Source organism: Streptomyces sp. NPDC015532 (assembly GCF_043078065.1).
GTDB lineage: Bacteria > Actinomycetota > Actinomycetes > Streptomycetales > Streptomycetaceae > Streptomyces.
On record NZ_JBIBSY010000019.1, the window covers coordinates 81,053 to 98,522 of the forward strand.

15 protein-coding genes are annotated in these 17,470 nt (G+C 71.5%); 8 read left to right on the forward strand and 7 right to left on the reverse strand.

Annotated elements, in window-relative coordinates; translation table 11 throughout:
* Nucleotides 1–148: 148 nt before the first annotated feature.
* A complete protein-coding gene (locus ACF07B_RS37555; protein WP_326786340.1) occupies nucleotides 149–640 on the reverse strand; it encodes an inorganic diphosphatase in 492 nt (163 codons plus the stop codon).
* Nucleotides 641–719: 79 nt separating this feature from the next.
* Here ACF07B_RS37555 and dacB point away from each other — a divergent pair, with 79 nt between their 5' ends.
* The 6 genes from dacB to folE all read left to right on the forward strand — a co-directional run bounded on the left by dacB (nucleotide 720) and on the right by folE (nucleotide 8,616).
* Nucleotides 720–2,276 carry a D-alanyl-D-alanine carboxypeptidase/D-alanyl-D-alanine-endopeptidase gene (dacB, locus tag ACF07B_RS37560; protein WP_392182224.1) on the forward strand — a complete coding sequence of 519 codons (1,557 nt, stop codon included), beginning with the start codon at nucleotides 720–722 and terminating at the stop codon, nucleotides 2,274–2,276.
* 128 nt (nucleotides 2,277–2,404) lie between these two features.
* Nucleotides 2,405–3,553: a zinc-dependent metalloprotease gene (locus ACF07B_RS37565; protein WP_369484855.1), complete on the forward strand. Its 1,149-nt coding sequence runs from the start codon at nucleotides 2,405–2,407 to the stop codon at nucleotides 3,551–3,553.
* Between the two features lie 194 nt (nucleotides 3,554–3,747).
* Nucleotides 3,748–4,911 carry a tRNA lysidine(34) synthetase TilS gene (gene tilS / locus ACF07B_RS37570; protein ID WP_392182225.1) on the forward strand — a complete coding sequence of 388 codons (1,164 nt, stop codon included), beginning with the start codon at nucleotides 3,748–3,750 and terminating at the stop codon, nucleotides 4,909–4,911.
* Nucleotides 4,912–5,076: 165 nt separating this feature from the next.
* Complete coding sequence (gene hpt, locus ACF07B_RS37575; protein WP_037625953.1) at nucleotides 5,077–5,637, forward strand: hypoxanthine phosphoribosyltransferase; 561 nt, start codon at nucleotides 5,077–5,079, stop codon at nucleotides 5,635–5,637.
* A gap of 200 nt (nucleotides 5,638–5,837) precedes the next feature.
* Nucleotides 5,838–7,865, forward strand: coding sequence for an ATP-dependent zinc metalloprotease FtsH (gene ftsH / locus ACF07B_RS37580; protein WP_392182257.1), 2,028 nt, complete (start codon nucleotides 5,838–5,840; stop codon nucleotides 7,863–7,865).
* Between the two features lie 145 nt (nucleotides 7,866–8,010).
* Nucleotides 8,011–8,616 (forward strand): GTP cyclohydrolase I FolE, encoded by a 606-nt coding sequence (gene folE, locus ACF07B_RS37585; RefSeq protein ID WP_369484854.1) that lies wholly within the window; start codon nucleotides 8,011–8,013, stop codon nucleotides 8,614–8,616.
* 240 nt (nucleotides 8,617–8,856) lie between these two features.
* On the opposite strand, the gene ACF07B_RS37590 is transcribed toward folE, so the two are convergent.
* The 6 genes from ACF07B_RS37590 to ACF07B_RS37615 form a co-directional block, all read right to left on the reverse strand.
* Nucleotides 8,857–9,345: a DUF3180 domain-containing protein gene (locus ACF07B_RS37590; RefSeq protein WP_362395818.1), complete on the reverse strand. Its 489-nt coding sequence runs from the start codon at nucleotides 9,343–9,345 to the stop codon at nucleotides 8,857–8,859.
* Nucleotides 9,346–9,418: 73 nt separating this feature from the next.
* Nucleotides 9,419–10,030: a 2-amino-4-hydroxy-6-hydroxymethyldihydropteridine diphosphokinase gene (folK, locus tag ACF07B_RS37595; protein WP_369484853.1), complete on the reverse strand. Its 612-nt coding sequence runs from the start codon at nucleotides 10,028–10,030 to the stop codon at nucleotides 9,419–9,421.
* The gene (gene folB / locus ACF07B_RS37600; RefSeq protein ID WP_037625942.1) at nucleotides 10,027–10,386 is read right to left on the reverse strand and encodes a dihydroneopterin aldolase; all 360 of its coding nucleotides are present in this window, start codon (nucleotides 10,384–10,386) and stop codon (nucleotides 10,027–10,029) included. Before folB ends, folK begins: the two co-directional genes overlap by 4 nt.
* A 247-nt stretch (nucleotides 10,387–10,633) precedes the next feature.
* Complete coding sequence (locus ACF07B_RS37605; RefSeq protein ID WP_369484852.1) at nucleotides 10,634–11,128, reverse strand: nuclear transport factor 2 family protein; 495 nt, start codon at nucleotides 11,126–11,128, stop codon at nucleotides 10,634–10,636.
* A complete protein-coding gene (folP, locus tag ACF07B_RS37610) occupies nucleotides 11,125–12,036 on the reverse strand; it encodes a dihydropteroate synthase (RefSeq protein ID WP_362395827.1) in 912 nt (303 codons plus the stop codon). The genes ACF07B_RS37605 and folP overlap by 4 nt, the downstream gene beginning before the upstream one ends.
* A 99-nt stretch (nucleotides 12,037–12,135) precedes the next feature.
* Nucleotides 12,136–13,965, reverse strand: a complete 1,830-nt coding sequence (locus ACF07B_RS37615; RefSeq protein ID WP_384236990.1) for a phosphatidylglycerol lysyltransferase domain-containing protein — start codon at nucleotides 13,963–13,965, stop codon at nucleotides 12,136–12,138.
* Nucleotides 13,966–14,164: 199 nt separating this feature from the next.
* Between ACF07B_RS37615 and ACF07B_RS37620 the strand changes: the two genes are divergently transcribed.
* Both ACF07B_RS37620 and ACF07B_RS37625 read left to right on the forward strand, forming a co-directional pair.
* Nucleotides 14,165–15,295 (forward strand): alpha/beta hydrolase, encoded by a 1,131-nt coding sequence (locus tag ACF07B_RS37620; RefSeq protein WP_392182226.1) that lies wholly within the window; start codon nucleotides 14,165–14,167, stop codon nucleotides 15,293–15,295.
* Between the two features lie 258 nt (nucleotides 15,296–15,553).
* Nucleotides 15,554–17,269, forward strand: coding sequence for a hypothetical protein (locus tag ACF07B_RS37625; RefSeq protein ID WP_392182227.1), 1,716 nt, complete (start codon nucleotides 15,554–15,556; stop codon nucleotides 17,267–17,269).
* The last annotated feature ends 201 nt before the right edge of the window (nucleotides 17,270–17,470 follow it).

Below are 17,470 nucleotides of genomic sequence, written 5' to 3' on the forward strand. Positions count from 1 at the left end.
CCCGCCCCGGCCCCGGGGGTTGGCGGACTCAAGTGCGATTCCCGAACCCCGCAGTCTCGGTCCCCACCCATCAGGGGCCCGGCCCCCCCGGGGGGGCCCCGCGGCCCGTTCGGAAGGCAGGGGAGGTCGGCGACCGCCCGTGAGGGGGTCAGTGACCGCCCTGGTCCTTGAGGCGCTTGTAGGAACGCTCGATCTCGGCCTCGGCCTCCGCGCGGCCGACCCAGTCGGCGCCCTCGACGGACTTGCCCGGCTCCAGGTCCTTGTAGACCTCGAAGAAGTGCTGGATCTCCAGGCGGTCGAACTCCGACACGTGGTGGATGTCGCGCAGGTGCTCCACGCGCGGGTCGTGCGCCGGGACGCACAGCAGCTTGTCGTCGCCGCCGGCCTCGTCCGTCATACGGAACATGCCGATCGCGCGGCACTGGATGAGGCAGCCCGGGAAGGTCGGCTCGTCCAGGATGACAAGGGCGTCCAGCGGGTCGCCGTCCTCGCCGAGGGTGTTCTCGACGAAGCCGTAGTCGGCCGGGTAGCTGGTCGAGGTGAAGAGTCGACGGTCCAGACGGATCCGACCGGTCTCGTGGTCCACCTCGTACTTGTTCCGTGAACCCTTCGGAATCTCGATCGTGACGTCGAACTCCACCGGTGGCTCCTCCATGATCAACACATAGTTCTGGTGATTAAGTGTCCCTCACGCAGGTGGGTGATCGCGAAAGGGGCTGGTGGTCGTGCCAGAGCTGAGGGCTTGGCGGGCCGCGAGACCGCATGTGGTGCGGGTCGCGCGGATGGTGAGACCGCATGTGGCGCGGGTCACCCGAGCCGTCCGGCCGCGTGCCGTGCGGTTGACGACGCCGCAGGTCACAGCCGTCGCGACGACGGTCGGCCTGGCGCTCGCGGCCGGGGTGGTGACCACGGCCGGTCCCTGGGACTCCACCGGTCAGCGTACGGCGGAGCGGGACTGGGCCGCATCGCGGACGCCCGAGGGTGGCACAGATCACGCACGTACGTCCGGTACGCACCGAACGTCACCCAGGCCCGCCCCCAGCGCCGCCTCCGTGCTCGCCGGGCTCGGGGGCGAGGCGAGCGCCACGCCCGCGCCCGCCGGGAAGGCCCTCGCCGAGGTGCTCGACCCGCTGCTGGCCAATCCCGTCCTCGGCTCGGTGCGCACCGCCGTCGTGGTCGACGTGGCGACCGGCAAGCGGCTCTACGGCAAGAACGCCGACCAGGTCCAGACGCCGGCCTCCACCACGAAGATCGCGACCGCGGTCGCCGCCCTCGACGCGCTGGGCCCCGACCACCGCGTCGAGACCCGCACGGTCCTGGAGCCCGACACCAAGGAGGTCGTGCTCGTCGGAGGCGGCGACCCGACGCTGACCGCGCGCAAGCCCGCGGACGGCTGGGCGGACCTGGAGACCCTCGCCGAACGGACGGCCACGGCCCTGAAGGCCCGTCACATGGACCACGTGACGCTCTCCTACGACACCTCGCTGTACTCCGGCCCCGGCCTTCACCCCATCGGGGTGAACGACAACATCGCGAAGGTCACCCCTCTGATGGCCGACGAGGGCCGCCTGGACCACTCGTCCAGCGGACCGGCCGGGCGCGCCATGGACCCGGCCGCGGACGCCGCGCGGACGTTCGCGGACCTGCTGCACGACCACGGCGTCACCGCCACGGCGCCCGGCCCCTCGAAGGCGACGAGCCGCTCCCAGGCCCTCGCCTCCGTCTCCTCGCCGCCGCTGTCCGCCCTGGTCGAGCGGATGCTGACCAACAGTGACAACGACATCGCCGAGGCGCTGGCCCGCCAGGTCGCCCTCGCGGCCGGCGAGGAACCCAGTTTCGACGGCGACGCGAAGGCGATCCGCGCCCAGCTGAAGAAGCTCGGACTCCCGCTGGCCGGGGCGCAGTTCGCCGACGGCAGTGGCCTGAACCGCGCCGACAGGCTCTCCGCCGACCTGCTCACCGCCCTGCTGGCCAAGGCCGGCGACCCGGCCCACCCCGAACTCCGGCCGGTCCTCACCGGCCTGCCCGTCGCCGGCTTCACCGGCACCCTCAGCGCCCGGTACACCGACGCCCCCACCGCCACCGGAGTCGTCCGCGCCAAGACGGGCACCCTGACCGGGGTCAACACCCTCGCCGGCACCGTCGTCGACAAGGACGGCCGCCTGCTGGCGTTCGCCTTCCTGACCTCCGACGCGGCCAGCCCCCCGAACCCCCTGGAGGCCCGGGCGGCGTTGGACCACGCGGCGACGGCACTCGTGGCGTGCGGCTGCCGGTAGCGGGCGCCGGACCGGGAACCCGGCCCCTTCCGGCCCGTGGGAACCAGGGGCACCACCAGCCCCTCGGCCGGGGGGCATCCGGCGTCGGACCCTCACCGCAGCCGGACCCGCTCACGTACGGTTGACGCATGACGAGCATCGGTGGTGCTGCATCTCCTGGGATGGTCGACTGGAATCTCGCGGTGGCGACCGCGACCCGGCTCGTACGGCCGGGCCCGGAGGTGAGCCGCGACGAGGCCCGGGCCATCGTCGCCGAGCTGCGCCGGCACGCGAAGGCGTCGGAGGAGCACGTCCGGGGCTTCACCCGCATGGGTGCGGACGTCGTCCACGACACCCCCGTACTCGTCGTCGACCGCCCCGGCTGGGTCCGGGCGAACGTCGCCGGGTTCCGGGAGATCCTCAAGCCCCTTCTGGACAAGATGCAGGAACGACGCGGGAGCAGCGCGGGCGGAGCCGTCCTCGGAGCCGTCGGGGGCAAGGTCACCGGCGTCGAACTGGGCATGCTGCTGTCGTTCCTGTCCTCGCGGGTTCTCGGGCAGTACGAGACGTTCGCTCCCGCGACCCGGGACCTGCCCGCGGGGGCGCCCTCCGCCTCCGGCAGCGGCGGCGGCAGGCTCCTGCTGGTCGCCCCGAACATCGTGCACGTGGAGCGCGAACTCGACGTCCAGCCCCACGACTTCCGCCTGTGGGTGTGCCTCCACGAGGAGACGCACCGCACCCAGTTCACGGCCGTGCCCTGGCTGCGCGACCACCTGGAGGGCGAAATCCAGTCGTTCTTGGGGGAGACCGAGGTCGACCCCATGACCGTCCTGGAGCGCATCAGGGAGGCCGCGCAGTCGCTCTCCGGCTCCCGCCCCGACACCGAGGAGGACGACGGCGGACGTTCCCTCGTGGAAATCGTGCAGACGCCCGCCCAGCGCGAGATCCTCGGCCGGCTCACCGCCGTGATGTCCCTCCTGGAGGGACACGCCGACTTCGTGATGGACGGCGTCGGACCCGCCGTGGTCCCCTCCGTGGCCGAGATCCGCGAGAAATTCCAGCAGCGCCGCGCCAAGGGCGCCTCCCGTCTCGACGTGGCCCTGCGCAAGCTGCTCGGCCTGGACGCCAAGCTCAGGCAGTACAAGGACGGCGAGCGGTTCGTACGGGCGGTCGTCGACGAGGTCGGCATGGACGGCTTCAACCGTGTGTGGACCTCTCCGAACACGCTCCCGACCAAGGCGGAGATCGCCAAACCGGCGGACTGGGTCGCGCGGGTGCACCGCAGGGCGGAGTCGTGAACCCGCCGCGACGGTGGTGAAACGAATCCGGCCGATGGCAGGCAAACGCTCCTGCTATCACCCGTCCGAGGGACCGTGGAGCATGGGTAGGCGTGCAATGCTCGGGGAACGCCCCGGTTCTGTCACCATCTACACACTCTGAGTGACAGATCCCCGGGGCCAACCCCCCGAAAACTTCATGAAGGGAACCGGACATGGGTCCCCATCCTGCGGTCGCGGCGATACGCCTGGCGGTCCGCCGCGTACTCCACGACATCCTGACCGAGCAACCGCCCGCCCACGACACCCGGCGCACGCCCGTACGCGGTGCCGCGCGCCCCTGCGCGCCCGACGCGGAACGCGTCCCCGCCCCCGGAACGCGGCGCAGCGTCGCCGCGCCCGCGCGCGCCCCGCACGACCAGACCCTCACGAGCGCCCGGCCCCGTCCGGGCGAGGACGTCTCCCCGGCGCCGCTCGTGCTCGTCGCCTGCTCCGGCGGCGCCGACTCCATGGCGCTCGCCTCCGCCCTCGCCTTCGAAGCCCCCAAACTCGGTATCCGCGCCGGTGGCGTCACCGTCGACCACGGTCTGCAGCCCGGCTCCGAGCTGCGCGCCGACGAAGTCGTGCTGCGCCTCACCGAGCTGGGGCTCGCCCCGGCCGAGTCGATCGCCGTCACCGTCGGCCGCGACGGAGGCCCCGAGGCCGCCGCCCGCGACGCCCGGTACGCCGCCCTGGACTCCGCCGCCGAACGCCACGGCGCCACCGCGGTCCTCCTCGGGCACACCCGCGACGACCAGGCCGAGACCGTCCTGCTCGGCCTCGCGCGCGGCTCCGGTATCCGCTCCCTGTCCGGAATGGCCGCGGTCTCGGGGGCCGACGGCCGTTACCGCCGTCCCTTCCTGCACCTGGACCGGCAGACCGCCCGCAAGGCGTGCATGGTCCAGTCGCTGCCCGTCTGGGACGACCCGCACAACGCCGATCCGGCCTACACCCGCTCCCGGCTGCGCCACGAGGGTCTGCCCGCCCTCGAGAAGGCCCTCGGCAAAGGAGTCGTCGAGGCTCTCGCCCGTACGGCCCAGCTCTCCCGGGACGATGCCGACGCCCTCGACGCGTGGGCCAGCCAGGCCGAGGCGTCCGTTCGCGACGCGGCCGGCCTCCTGGAGTGCGCCAAGCTCTACGCCCTGCCGCCCGCCGTACGCCGCCGGATCCTGCGCCGCGCGGCCATCGAGGCGGGTGCTCCGGCCGGTTCGCTGTTCGCCCGGCACATCGAGGAGATCGACCGGCTGATCACCGGATGGCGCGGTCAGGGGGCCATCAATCTCCCGGGCAAAGTCGTCGCCCAGCGCCAGGGTGGCAGACTGGTGATTCGGCAAGGCTGAAACCGGACCCTGCACCGGGGCCGCTCACGCGGCTCCCCGGGACCCCTTCGCTCGGGTCGCGGGCGGTCCGAACGGCCGCGCGGGAGAGCCGAAGGGGACCGTCGCCGGTTACATGGCGCCCTGTAGGTGACGAGCCCAAAAAAGTGGGACGGACGACCGAAAGTGATGCGGGTGGACGCGAAAGACATGGGCACCGACCTCAAGTCGGTGCTCATCACCAAGGAAGAGATCGACGCGAAGCTGGCAGAGCTGGCCGCGAAGATCGACGCGGAGTACGCGGGCAAGGACCTGCTGATCGTCGGAGTGCTCAAGGGCGCCGTGATGGTCATGGCGGACCTCGCGCGTGCGCTGTCCACCCCCGTCACCATGGACTGGATGGCCGTGTCGTCGTACGGCGCGGGCACCCAGTCCTCCGGCGTGGTGCGGATCCTCAAGGACCTGGACACCGACATCAAGGGCAAGCACGTCCTGATCGTCGAGGACATCATCGACTCCGGGCTGACCCTGTCCTGGCTGATCTCCAACCTCGGCTCCCGCGAGCCCGCCTCGCTCAAGGTGTGCACGCTGCTGCGCAAGCCGGACGCGGCCAAGGTCGCGATCGACGTCGAGTGGGTCGGCTTCGACATCCCGAACGAGTTCGTCATCGGCTATGGCCTGGACTACGCCGAGAAGTACCGCAACCTCCCGTTCGTCGGTACGCTCGCGCCTCACGTCTACGGCGGCTGAGAGCCCTCTTCCTGAGGGCGGCTCAGTCCTCGTGGGACGGATCGGGAACCCCAGCGGGTTTCGCGCCGTTGGAGCATGCGTGGACGGGATTGCCAGCAGTCCCCTGCGGCTTCGGGTGACAATGCTGGGGTACCGTCCGAAGAACAGTCTTTATCAAACTCACTATGGCAGGAGGGACGGGGCGGCACCGCTCCGTATGGATGGACGTGAAGCGATACTTCCGTGGGCCGGTCATGTGGATCGTGCTGGCCGTCCTTGCCGTGGTCGTGTTGATGCAGGTCGTCGGTTCGTCCGGCGGCTACAAGACGGTGGACACCGGCCAGGTCGTCAAGGCGATCAATGACAACCAGGTCGAGTCGGCCAAGATCACCACCGGTGACGAGCAGGTCATCAAGGTCTCGCTGAAGGACGGCGAGAAGGTTGACGGCAGCTCGAAGATCCAGGCGAGCTACATCGGCGACCAGGGCGTGGCCCTGGCCAACACTCTTCAGGACAAGTACCAGAACAAGCAGATCCCGGACGGCTACACCGTTTCGCCGTCCAAGCAGAACCCCTTCGTGGGCATCCTGCTGTCCCTGCTGCCCTTCGTTCTCATCGTCGTCGTGTTCCTGTTCCTGATGAATCAGATGCAGGGCGGCGGCTCCCGGGTCATGAACTTCGGGAAGTCCAAGGCGAAGCTCATCACCAAGGACACCCCGAAGACGACGTTCTCGGACGTCGCGGGCTCGGACGAGGCCGTCGAGGAGCTCCACGAGATCAAGGAGTTCCTCCAGGAGCCGGCGAAGTTCCAGGCCGTCGGCGCGAAGATCCCCAAGGGCGTCCTGCTCTACGGGCCTCCTGGTACGGGCAAGACGCTCCTCGCACGCGCCGTCGCGGGCGAGGCCGGCGTTCCCTTCTACTCCATCTCCGGTTCCGACTTCGTCGAGATGTTCGTCGGTGTCGGTGCCTCCCGAGTCCGTGACCTGTTCGAGCAGGCCAAGGCGAACGCCCCGGCGATCGTCTTCGTCGACGAGATCGACGCGGTCGGCCGTCATCGCGGCGCCGGCCTCGGCGGCGGTCACGACGAGCGCGAGCAGACCCTCAACCAGCTGCTCGTCGAGATGGACGGCTTCGACGTGAAGGGCGGCGTCATCCTGATCGCCGCCACGAACCGGCCCGACATCCTCGACCCGGCCCTCCTGCGCCCCGGCCGCTTCGACCGCCAGATCGCGGTCGACCGTCCGGACATGCAGGGCCGTCTGGAGATCCTCAAGGTTCACCAGAAGGGCAAGCCGGTCGCTCCGAACGTCGACCTCTCCGCGGTGGCTCGCCGGACCCCCGGCTTCACCGGTGCCGACCTGGCGAACGTGCTGAACGAAGCTGCGCTGCTCACCGCGCGCAGCAACCAGAAGCTGATCGACAACAGCATGCTGGACGAGGCGATCGACCGTGTGGTCGCGGGCCCGCAGAAGCGGACCCGGATCATGTCGGACAAGGAGAAGAAGATCACCGCGTACCACGAGGGCGGACACGCCCTGGTCGCGGCGGCTTCTCCGAACTCCGACCCGGTCCACAAGATCACGATCCTGTCGCGCGGCCGTGCCCTCGGCTACACGATGGTCCTGCCGGACGAGGACAAGTACTCCACCACGCGCAACGAGATGCTGGACCAGCTCGCGTACATGCTGGGCGGCCGCGCCGCGGAGGAGCTTGTCTTCCACGACCCGACCACCGGTGCCGCGAACGACATCGAGAAGGCCACGGCCACCGCTCGCGCGATGGTCACGCAGTACGGCATGACCGAGCGTCTCGGCGCGATCAAGTTCGGCGGCGACAACACCGAGCCCTTCCTGGGCCGGGAGATGTCGCACCCGCGTGACTACTCGGAAGAGGTAGCCGCGCTCGTCGACGAAGAGGTCAAGAAGCTCATCGAGAACGCGCACAACGAGGCCTGGGAGATCCTGGTCGAGAACCGCGACGTCCTCGACGCGCTGGTGCTCCAGCTGCTGGAGAAGGAGACGCTGAGCAAGGAGCAGATCGCCGAGGTCTTCGCTCCCATCGTGAAGCGCCCGGCCCGCCCCGCGTGGACCGGCTCCTCCCGTCGTACCCCGTCCACCCGCCCGCCGGTGCTCTCCCCCAAGGAGCTGTCGCTGACGAACGGGGCGAACGGATCGGCGGCGGCCATCGCCACCGCGACGGAGGCCGTCCCGGTCACCGAGACGGCCCCGGAGGACCGCACCGACAGCTGAGCCCGCTCGGCTCCGGTCGGCCTCATCAGGCCCGGAATGGATGCCGCGCCCCCCAGGTTCTAGCCTGGGGGGCGCGGCATTTTGGTGTGCCCGCACCTTTGGGACGCGTCGAGGCACGCGCAGGAGCCACAGGAACGAGGACCAGATGACCGACCCCGTGACGCTGGACGGCGAGGCCGTGATCGGCGAGTTCGACGAGAAGCGAGCCGAGAACGCCGTACGCGAACTCCTGATCGCGGTCGGCGAGGACCCGGACCGCGAGGGACTGCGAGAGACACCCGGGCGGGTCGCGCGGGCGTACAAGGAGATATTCGCGGGCCTGCTGCAGCAGCCGGAGGACGTGCTGACGACGACGTTCGACCTGGGCCACGACGAGATGGTCCTGGTGAAGGACATCGAGGTGTTCAGCACCTGTGAGCACCACCTGGTCCCGTTCAGAGGTGTCGCGCACGTCGGCTACATCCCGTCGACCAGCGGCAAGATCACCGGCCTGTCCAAGCTGGCCCGTCTCGTCGACGTCTACGCCCGTCGTCCCCAGGTCCAGGAGCGGCTGACGACGCAGGTCGCCGACTCCCTGATGGAGATCCTGGAGCCGCGCGGTGTGATCGTGGTCATCGAGTGCGAGCACATGTGCATGTCCATGCGCGGTATCCGCAAGCCCGGCGCGAAGACCATCACGTCGGCGGTGCGCGGACAGCTGCGGGACGCAGCGACCCGCAACGAGGCGATGAGCCTCATCATGGCCCGCTAGCCCGGCCCGCTAGCCCGGCCCGCTAGCCCGGCCCGCTAGCCCGGCCCGCTAGCCCGGCCCGCCAGCTCGGCCCGCCAGCTCGGCCCGCTAGCCCGGACCGCCGGCTCGGACCGCTGGATCGGCCCATCAGATCCGCGGCCCGCTCTGGGCGATCCACCGGACTGGACCGAACCGAACCGAACCGAACCGGACCAGACCGGACTGGAACCGCCCTGCGGGGACTGCGCGCGCGGTGACGGACTACGCCACCGGGGCCGTCCCGTCGCGGTGCTGGTCGTCGTCCTCCGGGAGCCGGCAGACGCGTTCCAGGAAGAAGGCGGCCGCTATCACGCCGATTCCGGCGAGGACCGAGAGGCCGGCGTAGATGGCCTGGTCGCGGCGAGCGGGGTCCTCCAGCCACCCCAGGAGGTAGACCCCCGTGCCGCCGTACATGCCCGCCACCAGGGCGGCCACCAGGGCGCTCGCCTGACCGAAGACGACCGCGCGGGCGGCCATCAGCGGATCGACGCCCTTGGCGCCGGGGCGGCGCTCGCGCTGGGCCTTGAGGCGGGCGCGCAGCGACAGGGCCGTGGCGAGGAGGACGATCGCGATCAGGGCGAGGACGATGGGGGCGGCCAGCGGGACCCGGGGAAGTGTGCCCACCGCGTTCCACAGGCGGGCGCCCGCCCAGGACAGCACTCCGGCCACCACGAACACGGCAGCCAGTGTCCTGATCCGCAGCTGTTTCACGTTGCCCCTTCGGTAGCCCGTGTGCGGCCGGGCCCGTGTCGGGGCCGGCCTGTGGTCGTCTTGACCTTAACGACTACTCGGGCAGCCGGAGTTCCAGGTCGGCGCGGGCCGCGACACCGTCCCGGGTGATGGTGTCCAGGAGCCGGGCGACGGCGCCGTGGCCGGGGAGCTGCGCCTCGGGATCCACGTCGTGCCAGGGGGCGAGGACGAAGGCCCGCTCGTGGGCGCGGGGGTGAGGGAGGGTCAGCACCGGGTCGTCGGAGACGACTTCGGCGTACGCCACGATGTCCACGTCGATCGTGCGCGGACCCCAGCGCTCGTCCCGTACGCGGTGGAAGGCCTCCTCGACCGCGTGGGCCCGCTCCAGGAGCGAGGACGGCGGGAGGGTGGTCCTGAGCACCACGACCGCGTTGAAGTACGAGGGCTGGCTGCCCGGTTCGACGCCCCACGGCTCGGTCTCGTAGACGGGGGAGACCGCTTTGACCCGGACGCCCGGGGTGTCCTCCAGGGCGTCGACGGCTCCCTGGAGGTTCTCCAGGCGGTTGCCCAGGTTCGAGCCGAGGGAGATCACCGCGCGCTTGGGGTTGCTCAGGGTCGTGTCGGCCGCGTCGACCTGCTCGACCACGGAGGCGGGCACCGGCTGGACGGTCGGGTCGCTCTGACCCTCGGTGAAGGATGTGGTCATACTCGGCTCCGGATGATCGTGACGGTCACGTCGTCGAAGGGGACCGTGATGGGCGCGTCCGGTTTGTGGACGCAGACCTCGACCTCCTGGACTCCGTCGTGCTTGAGGCACGTCTGGGCGATGCGCTCGGCCAGCGTCTCGATGAGATCGACCGGCTCGCCCTCGACCACGGCGACGACCTCTTCCGCCACGATGCCGTAGTGCACGGTCTTCGCCAGGTCGTCGTCGGCCGCGGCCGGGCGGGTGTCCAGGCCCAGCGTCAGGTCCACGATGAAGGTCTGGCCCTCCTCGCGCTCCTTCTGGAAGACGCCGTGGTGCCCACGGGCCTTGAGGCCGCGCAGCGCGACACGATCCACGCGAATCACTCCTGCAATTGTCGGGGAAGGCCGTCGTACGCCGACCGCGGTCGGCACACCGGCCTCGAACGAATCTACCTGCGAGCACTGACAACGCCCGCCCGCGAGGACGGGCGCCCCGGTGAAGGTCATGAGGTTTCACCGGGCGTTTCCCTTGGGGAACGCGGCGGCTCACGGGCTGGTAGCCGCCCCTACCCCGGACCGGAGATTCCAATCACCCTTTGGTCTCCCTGGGACCCCTACCCACTCAACCGGCGGTGTCCCCGTCTTCTTCCTCGCCGGACTCGGCCAGCACGGGGGAGGCGTGGTGGGACCAGAGTTTCCATCCGTCGGGGGTACGCCGGAACACGTTCGTGGCGACGACCAGCTGGCCGACGAGCGGGCCGAGCTCGCCGCCCTCGTCGGGGGCGGGACCGCCGCTGAGGATGTTCTCGGTGCAGGTCACCAGGGCCGTGTCGCCGGACACGGAGACGCGCACGTCGGTGAGGAAGAACTGGATGTACTCCGTGTTCGCCATGATCAGCGCGTACGACCGGAGCACCTCGCCGCGGCCGTTGAGGACGGGCCAGCCGGGGTGGACGCAGGACACGACCGCGCCCTCGCCCTCGAAGTCGTCGTCGGACGTGTCCAGCGGGGCCAGCCACAGCGAGGTCAGTTCCTCGAAGTCCCCGCGTTCCATCGCCTCGTAGTACGTGGTGTTGGCGAGTTCGACCTGTTCGATGTCGGTACGGGGTGTGCTCACCGGGCGCCCTCGGCGGCCGGACCGCCGGCGGCGTCGGATGTCCCGGCGGCGCGGGCGCCCTCGACGGCGCGGGCGACCCGTACGGCGTCGGCGGTGGCCCGTACCTCGTGCACGCGGACCGCCCAGGCGCCCTGCTGGGCGGCGATGGCCGAGACGGCGGCGGTGGCGGCGTCGCGCTCGCGCGCGGGAGGCGGGGCGCCTTCGGGGCCGGCCAGGACGCGGCCGAGGAAGCGCTTGCGGGAGGCGGCGACCAGCAGGGGGTGGCCGAGCCCGCGCAGGCGGTCCAGGTGGGCCAGGAGGGCCAGGTCGTGCTCGGGGTCCTTGGAGAAGCCGAGCCCGGGGTCGACGACGACGCGGTCGGGGGCGATGCCGCCCGCCAGGACGGCCTCCACGCGCGCGTGGAGTTCGTCGAGGACCTCGGAGACGACGTCCTCGTACGTCCCCTGGACGTTGCCGCCCGCCAGGAGGCCACGCCAGTGCATGACCACGAAGGGGGCGCCCGCGGCCGCGACGGCCGGGATCATCGCGGGGTCGGCGAGGCCGCCGCTGACGTCGTTGACCAGGGCGGCGCCCGCGGCGAGCGACCGCTCGGCGACGGAGGCGCGCATCGTGTCCACGGAGACGGTGACGCCCTCGGAGGCGAGGCCGCGGACGACGGGGATGACGCGCTTGAGCTCCTCGGCCTCGTCGACGCGGGTGGCTCCGGGGCGGGTGGACTCGCCGCCCACGTCCACGAGGTCGGCGCCCTCGGCGACCAGGCCGAGGCCGTGCTTGACCGCGGCCGTCGTGTCGAACCAGCGGCCGCCGTCGGAGAAGGAATCGGGAGTGACGTTCACGACCCCCATGACCGCGCAGCGGTCCCACGTCGGCAGTCCCGCGACTCGGCCGCGCCCGCGCTCAATACTCATACGTCCAGCCTAGGCCTCTTACGGGAGGCCTCATCGCCCCTTGACGGGCCCAGGGGCCTCCGCCGGTCCCGGGGGCGGGGCCGGGCGGTGCGCACCCGGCTACGCCGCCCTGATCCCCCGCTCCGTCGCCGCGTGGGCGCAGGGACGCGGGGCCGGTGCCCGGCGGCGCAGGATCCGGGGCAGGGCGAGGTTCACGAAGCCCTCGGCCCGCATGGCGGCGAGTCCGATGCGGGGGAGGTCGCGAGAGGCGGCGTAGACCACGAAGCGCGGCTCCCAGCGCGGGCGGAACTTGGCGTTGAACTTGTACAGGGACTCGATCTGGAACCAGCGGGACAGGAACACGAGCAGTCCGCGCCAGGCGCGCAGCACCGGTCCCGCGCCGATCTTCTCGCCGCGTGCGAGCGCCGAGCGGAACATCGCGAAGTTGAGCGAGATCCGTTCGATGCCGAGGCGGGGGGACGCCTGGAGCGCCGCCACGATGAGGAGTTCGTTCATACCGGGGTCGGCGGCGCGGTCGCGGCGCATGAGGTCGAGCGACACGCCGTCCGTGCCCCAGGGGACGAAGTGCAGGACGGCCTTCAGATCGCCGTACGGACCGGGCGGATCGTCGGTCTTGTGCGCCGTGGCGATCAGGCAGTCGCCGTCGGACGGGTCACCGATCCGGCCGAGTGCCATGGAGAAACCTCGTTCGGTGTCGGTGCCGCGCCAGTCCTCCGCCGCGCGCCGTATCCGCTCCAGCTCGCCTTCGCCGAGGTCACGGATGCGCCGTACCCGGGTCTCGTAACCGGCGCGCTCGATGCGTTTGACCATCTGGCGCACGTTGCGCATCGCGCGCCCGGACAGGGAGAAATCCGCGACGTCCACCACCGCCTCGTCCCCGAGTTCGAGGGCGTCGAGGCCGGTCTCGCGGGTCCACACCTCGCCGCCGGTCTCGGAGCAGCCCATGACGGCGGGTGTCCAGGAGTGCGCCCTGGCCTCGTCCATGAAGCGCTCGATCGCGCCGGGCCAGGCCTCCACGTCGCCGATGGGGTCACCGCTGGCGAGCATCACCCCGGAGACGACCCGGTAGGTGACCGCCGCCTTGCCGCTGGGCGAGAAGACGACCGCCTTGTCGCGGCGGAGCGCGAAGTGGCCGAGCGAGTCGCGGCCGCCGTGCCTGTCCAGGAGACCGCGCAGCCGGGTCTCGTCGTCCTCCGTGAGGCGGGCGGCGGGGTGTTCGGGCCGGAAGGCGAAGTAGACGGTGGTCACGGCGGTGAGCCAGCCGAGCGCGCCGAGGGAGAAGGCGACGGTCCAGGACGTGGGTCCCGCGTAGTCGACGGGGCCCTCGAAGCCGACCAGGCCGTACAGGACGTGACTGATCCGGTCGGCCAGGCTCGGGTCGCCGATCATGCGGTCCTCGTGGACGCTGACGATGACGAGTCCGAGGACGAGGGAACCGGCGCCCATGAGAACGAAGTTGGCGAGTGCGCGCCAGCGGCTGCGTGGATCGGGCAGCGCGGCGAACTCGTCGCGGTGGCGCAGCAGCGGGGCGAGCAGCGCGGCCGAGATGACGACGCCGATCACCGAGTGGCGGTACGCGAACTGCGCGGCGGCACCCGCGGGCAGCAGCAGGACCGCGGCGCGCCATGCCCGGCGCTTGCGGCGCCGCAGCCCGTGGGCGAGCAGCAGCAGGAGCACGCCGGCGCTGAGCGACAGCGCCGCGGCGAAGGGCCCGAACGAGCCGGGCAGCACCTCGGCCAGGGCGTGCATACGGCTGTGACGGAAGCGCGGGAAGACGCCCGCGGCGATGTCCAGGATGCCCACGAGCGTGCAGGCCCTGGCGATCAGGGCGGGGACGGCCTCCGGGCTCGGACCGCGCAGTGCGCGCCGTGTCCGGCCTGTCCGGCCTGGAACCCCACCCGACAATTCCCCATCTATCCTGACAGACATCGCATCCCGTGGTTCTGCGAGAGACCTTGAATCCGGTGCCATTCCGGCATCCGGCGACATTGCGCCCTCTAGGACGGTGTCTTGGGGAGACAGGTTCACTCCCTTCAGGAAAGCCGGTTCAAAAGGCAAGGAAAGTCCAGGGCAAGGGCTCGCCAATGGGTGGGACGGTCCGGGGCGGAAAGCGCAGGCGGAGCAGCTCATGGGTCTCACGAGCAACAAGGTGCTGGTACTGGTGATCCTGCTCGCCGTGCTGCTTTTCGTCGGCACGGTGTGGTGGTGGCCGCGGCTCGCCAGGCGTACCTGGCGGTCCGTCAGCGGGCGGGTCGGGCTGCTGCTGGCGACCCAGGTGATGCTGTTCGCGTCGATCGGGCTGTCGGCCAACCAGGCGTTCGGGTTCTACGCGAGCTGGGCGGATCTCCTCGGCCGGGAGAGAGGCGAGGGCGTGGTCGTCGACCACAACGGCGCGAGCGGTCCGGGCGGCGGCCCCCTCCAGGTCGTGGACACCGAGCAGGTGGCCGTCTCGGGCGGTGCCCGGCCGCGGAGCGGCGGCCAGATCCAGAAGATCGACATCGTCGGCCGTACGACCCGCATCGCCACACCGGCGTACGTGTATCTGCCGCCGGAGTACTTCCAGCCGCGCTACCGCACCCGTACGTTCCCGGCGGTGACCGTGCTGACCGGCTATCCCGGCACGGCCAAGGCGCTCATCAAGGCGCTGCATTTCCCGCAGACGGCGAATCGTTTGGTCAGGAGCGGCAGGATCCAGCCGATGATCCTCGTGATGCTGCGGCCGACGGTCGCTCCGCCGCGGGACACCGAGTGCGTGGACATCCCGGGCGGCCCGCAGACCGAGTCCTTCTTCGCCAAGGACCTCCCCGACGCCGTGTCGGCCCACTACCGGGTGGGCGCGAAGCCCCGGAGCTGGGGCGTCATCGGCGACTCGACGGGCGGGTACTGCGCGCTGAAACTCGCCGCCCACCACCCGGGGGTGTACGCGGCGGGCGCCGGACTGTCGCCGTACTACAAGGCTCCGATCGACCGCACGACGGGCGACCTCTTCCGGGGCGACAAGGCCTTGCGCGACCGCGCCGATCTGCGCTGGTACCTGAGGAACATGCCCGCCCCGGACACCTCGCTCCTCGTCACGAGCAGCAAGGTGGGCGAATCCAACTACAAGGCCACGCTCGACTTCATAGACCTCGTGAAATCGAAGAAGCCCACCAGGATCTCGTCGATCATCCTCGACAGCGGTGGCCACAACTTCAACACCTGGCGGCGGGAGATTCCGGGTGCCCTTCAGTGGCTCAGCGGACGCCTGAGCGACCGCTGACGCGTGCCGCGCCGGGGCCGGGAGCGGCCCGGGGAAATGGCGCTCCCGAAGGGAATGCCCCGCCCGGAGATGACGATTCGGAAACCGTTCGGAGTCGGCGGAATTGATCGGGGAGCCGGTGCGATCGGGGGCGTGACGGGCTTTGTGGGACAAGCGGTGTGCCCTGCAGGCGCTTGGTACAGGACAAAGCCTGCGGGGAGACTGTGTTTTTACCGTGCGGGGCACCAAGATTCGCCTACGCGCGGTAAGTTTCTGGCCATGCCACGTGGACGCCACCGCCATTCCCCGCCCTTGCACAGGGTGCTGCCTTCTTCGGCGATCGCCGGCGTGTCGCTCGTCTGCGCCATAGGCCCCTGGCTGTTCACGGACGCGTTCGCGCTCCGTGTCCTGGCCGCGGGTGCCGCGGCGACGGCGGTCGTCAGCGCGGTCGTCCTGCGCCAATGGGACACCGCGGCGGGCAAACGCGTCGCGGACCTCACGCGCGCGCGTGCGAGCGACGAGTGGCGCTATGAGGAGCGCGTCGCCGAGCTGGAGACGGACCTCGAGGAGTCGCGCGAACTGCGCGCCAAGCTGGAGCAGAAGCTGCGCGCCAAGCGCACCGAGCTGGCCGGCCTGCGCAACGAGCACGCGGCGCTGCTGCGCCGGTACGCCACGGCCGAGACGGAGCGGGCCACCGCCCTGGAGGGCCGCCGGCAGCTCGCCATAGAGGCTTCGGTGCCGGCCCGTGCCCTGCCGGCCGCGCGGACGGCTCCGGACGAGATCGAGACCGAGGACCCGTCCGGCACGCCGGAGGCCCACGACACGGACTCCTCCGGAGCGGCGGACGCGCCGGACACGTCCGAGACGGGCGGGACGACCGGGGGAGCGGACGCGTCCGAGAGCCCGGAGCGGTCCGAGACCTCCGGGGAGACGGCACCGTCCGAGGGTCCCGGGGACGGAGTGTCCGCGCCCGGGAGCGGGTCGGACGCCATCGAGGCCTTCATGGCGCCGGACGAGGACACGGTTGTCCCGGACGCGGAGGACGACGAGGACGCGAAGGCGCAGGCCGGTGCCGGGACCGACGAGTCCGCCGAGGTCTTCTCCCCGACCGGGTCGTCGCTCTTCCTGCGCGGCGGAGCGGCGTCGGGCCGGATCGCGGGCGACGGCCAGGGGGCGGAGCGCGCCGAGACCGGGACGGCCTCGACGTCCGTGGCCCTCGCGGTGCCGGACACGGACCCCGGCACCGACCCGGCGAGCGTCCCCGACGCCCGCTCGGCGACGGCCGGGTCCCTGAACGACATGCCCGCCCCGGCCGGGTCCGCGCTGGACGCGGCCGTCAGGAGGGACGCGGCGGCGAAGCAGCGCGCGGCGATGCGGAAGGGCGCGGCCGTCACGAAGGACCTGGTCGCGACCAGGGACCCGGCGGCCCAGCGGGACGCGGTCGCGCACGGCGAGGCCGCCCCGCACAGCGCTCCGGCCACCGAGACGGGTCCGTCCGCGGATTCCGTCGCGGAGGCGGGTGGGGCGCAGGGGAAGCCCGAGGCGGCCCGCGAGCACCAGCGCGCGGCCGCCGAGGCAGAGTCGCCGGCCGCCGCACCCGAGAGGTCCCGCCGGGCCGTGACGGCACCGCCGGCGCGGGCGGCGCTTCCGCCCGCCAGGACGGCCCAGCGCTCGGGGCACTTCACCGTGCCGACCGCGGTGGCCGTCGTCCCGCAGACCGCGCCCGTGCGGCGCCCCTCGGTCGAGGGAGGGTTCGACTTCTTCGGTACGCAGATGGAGCAGTCCGACGCCTCCGCGATGGAGGCCGTGCAGAACGAGGACCTCGCCGACGTGGTCGGCCAGGAGGTGCTCGCCGCGCACAAGGCCGAGGCCGAGTCCGGGTCCCAGCCCGCGGGCGAGGCGTCGGACGGTGCCGATCGCCAGGTCATCGACCTGACCGAGCACGACGAGACCGAGCACATCGACATGACCGGGCTGCGGAGCGCGGCTTCCTGAGCCGCACGCTCCCGCCGGGTGGCGTGACGAAGTGAGGGCAGTGGCGTGACGCCACTGCCCTCACCCGTTCCCGCTCCCTCGGCGGAGCCCCGACGACGCCGCCGCCGCCTCCGCACCCGCCGCCGGCGCCTCCCCCGGTGCCGACTCCGGCTTCGGCTCCGCACCCGACGCCTCCGCCTCCGCCGCCGCTTCCGCCGACTC

Excerpts from the sequence above, each read along its gene's own strand:
- folK (WP_369484853.1), bottom strand. The coding sequence starts at position 10,030 with ATGACCACATCCTTCACCGAGGGTCAGAGCGACCCGACCGTCCAGCCG.
- folE (WP_369484854.1), top strand. The coding sequence starts at position 8,011 with ATGACCGACCCCGTGACGCTGGACGGCGAGGCCGTGATCGGCGAGTTC.
- ACF07B_RS37625 (WP_392182227.1), top strand. The coding sequence starts at position 15,554 with ATGCCACGTGGACGCCACCGCCATTCCCCGCCCTTGCACAGGGTGCTG.
- ftsH (WP_392182257.1), top strand. The coding sequence starts at position 5,838 with ATGGACGTGAAGCGATACTTCCGTGGGCCGGTCATGTGGATCGTGCTG.
- ACF07B_RS37615 (WP_384236990.1), bottom strand. The coding sequence starts at position 13,965 with ATGTCTGTCAGGATAGATGGGGAATTGTCGGGTGGGGTTCCAGGCCGG.
- folP (WP_362395827.1), bottom strand. The coding sequence starts at position 12,036 with ATGAGTATTGAGCGCGGGCGCGGCCGAGTCGCGGGACTGCCGACGTGG.
- ACF07B_RS37565 (WP_369484855.1), top strand. The coding sequence starts at position 2,405 with ATGACGAGCATCGGTGGTGCTGCATCTCCTGGGATGGTCGACTGGAAT.
- hpt (WP_037625953.1), top strand. The coding sequence starts at position 5,077 with ATGCGGGTGGACGCGAAAGACATGGGCACCGACCTCAAGTCGGTGCTC.
- ACF07B_RS37620 (WP_392182226.1), top strand. The coding sequence starts at position 14,165 with ATGGGTCTCACGAGCAACAAGGTGCTGGTACTGGTGATCCTGCTCGCC.
- tilS (WP_392182225.1), top strand. The coding sequence starts at position 3,748 with ATGGGTCCCCATCCTGCGGTCGCGGCGATACGCCTGGCGGTCCGCCGC.